Here is a 1904-nt window from a genome sequence, read left to right on the forward strand (position 1 = left end):
AAGGCCTACAGGTCTCCGACGATGAGTTTCAAGCGCTCAATATCAAACCCGGTAAGTTTCATGGCGATTGGAACTATACGCTTCTTCCTCGCTCTTAATCGGTAACTTAATTCTTGCCCATGCCTAACGCTCAGTTTCTGGCTGGCCAGAGAAATGTTCTTTCCAGTTCCACTCCTGCAGCAATTCCTCTGACCATGAATACGAGTAGGTTTCACTTTCGGAATCAAAGCGACAACCAGGGTAACGATTCCAGTACCAGGTCCCACCGACACCACCACCATCTTCAAAGACCCGCACCGAGAGTCCGAGCTGTCGAATACGATACAACTGATACAGTCCGGTAAGTCCGGCTCCGACAATAATCACGTCATATTGCTCGACCGGTTGCACATCGACTGCCACGCTTTGTTGCTGTAGAGAATTACCCATCGTCTTCTTCCTCCTTTATCTCCTCTTCACCTTGCCCTATGCCGCTAACGCACTCTCGACCCGTACCTCTTTGAGGCGGGGGAGCACTTCTTGTGCGAAGAGCTTGTAGCTATGCAGCGCCAAGTCATGCGGCATACCGCCGTAGCTAAACACCCCGAGCTGCCCTGCTCCCTGCACGGTTGACTGGTAGTCCATGATTTTTTCGTAGACCTGGTCTGGTGTCCCGTAGATCTGCAGATCAGCCAGGAAATTGGTGAAGGCTTCGGTGCCGTGTCTGGCAATGTTCTGCGAGAGCGCGCCGTAATATTCGTAGCCTTTGATCTCAGCAAGGTTCACGTTATCGAACTCGTAGTGTTTGAGGGCGGACTTCGCGTAACCACGAATGTACTTGAGGTGCATCTCTTTCGCCATCGCTTCGTCTTCATGACATGCGACAAAGCTGGCAAGCACCGGTTTCGGAGCCTCGGTCTTATTGATTTCTTTGTACAGGTCCCGATACATCGCCAACTCAGCTTTGGTGATGTCCCATGGCTTCTGCGCAATGATCAGAATACCGAGCCCGAGTTGCGCCATGATGCGCGCGGATTCAGGAGACACGGCGGCTGCATACGACCGACCTTTGAACGATTTGAATGGCGCTGGACGAATCGCCGCGCGTGGTTGCTTATAATGCTTCCCATTGTACTCGATGTAGCCAGTCTCTAAGGATTTGAGTACCGCTTCGGTGTATTCAACAAAGCGTTCACGCGACTCATTCATGTTCAAGCGAAAGGCATCGAACTCGACCCGTCCGAGCCCACGGCCAAAGCCCAGAATTGCGCGTCCGTTCGACGTGTGATCGAGCACAGCAATTTCTTCCGCGAGACGAATGGGTTCGTGCCACGGTACGATGTAGGCCATTGCTCCAAGCTTGACGTGCCGCGTACGACCGGCAAGGTAAGTCAGTAGCTGCGCCACATTCGGCGTCATCGTGTATTCAGTGAAATGGTGTTCCGGCGTCCAGATCGAATCAAAACCGAGCGATTCGGCCATATCAGCCATTCCCAAGACGTGCTGATACACTTCACGGTCTGTATACTTCTCCCCGATATTCTGAATGAGCATCGCGAATCCGACGTGCATAGCGTCCTCCTTTGACGAGCGATCTCACAAAGGTGGAGCAAAAGTCGTGCTATCGAGGAAGACACGGAACCACGCCAAATTTGTTACAAGAATGACGTTGAGGTGATTGACCTGCCACACGCGAGTGGTGCCGAAGGAAACAGTGTGGCGCGTTTGGAGGCAGTGCTATCGGACATGATCTGCAAGCAATATAGACATCCCATTATCATGAGACCGCAGCTTCCCCTTAGAGAGTGTTTTGAAAAAGGGATTGGTAAGCTTGAGGGATGAATACACTGCCGCGAGTTTATCCAACGGACCTGACCATGACCGAATGGACACAATTGAAGAGCTTCTTTCCCCCGGCCTCTCGC

Annotated in this window: 2 protein-coding genes; both read right to left on the reverse strand. The window is 52.2% G+C overall.

The genetic code is table 11. From position 1 onward, the window contains the following. Window positions 1-123: 123 nt before the first annotated feature. Entirely contained in the window at window positions 124-429 is a 306-nt protein-coding gene (locus tag FJ147_28395) for a hypothetical protein (protein ID MBM4259802.1), read from the reverse strand. Between the two features lie 36 nt (window positions 430-465). Continuing rightward, entirely contained in the window at window positions 466-1551 is a 1086-nt protein-coding gene (locus tag FJ147_28400; GenBank protein ID MBM4259803.1) for an LLM class flavin-dependent oxidoreductase, read from the reverse strand. Window positions 1552-1904 lie beyond the last annotated feature (353 nt).

Source organism: Deltaproteobacteria bacterium, assembly GCA_016874775.1.
Lineage (GTDB): Bacteria > Desulfobacterota > Binatia > Bin18 > Bin18 > VGTJ01.

Bases quoted from the DNA above. Each gene is read 5' to 3' on its own strand.
- FJ147_28400 (MBM4259803.1), bottom strand. From the start codon at position 1,551: ATGCACGTCGGATTCGCGATGCTCATTCAGAATATCGGGGAGAAGTAT.
- FJ147_28395 (MBM4259802.1), bottom strand. From the start codon at position 429: ATGGGTAATTCTCTACAGCAACAAAGCGTGGCAGTCGATGTGCAACCG.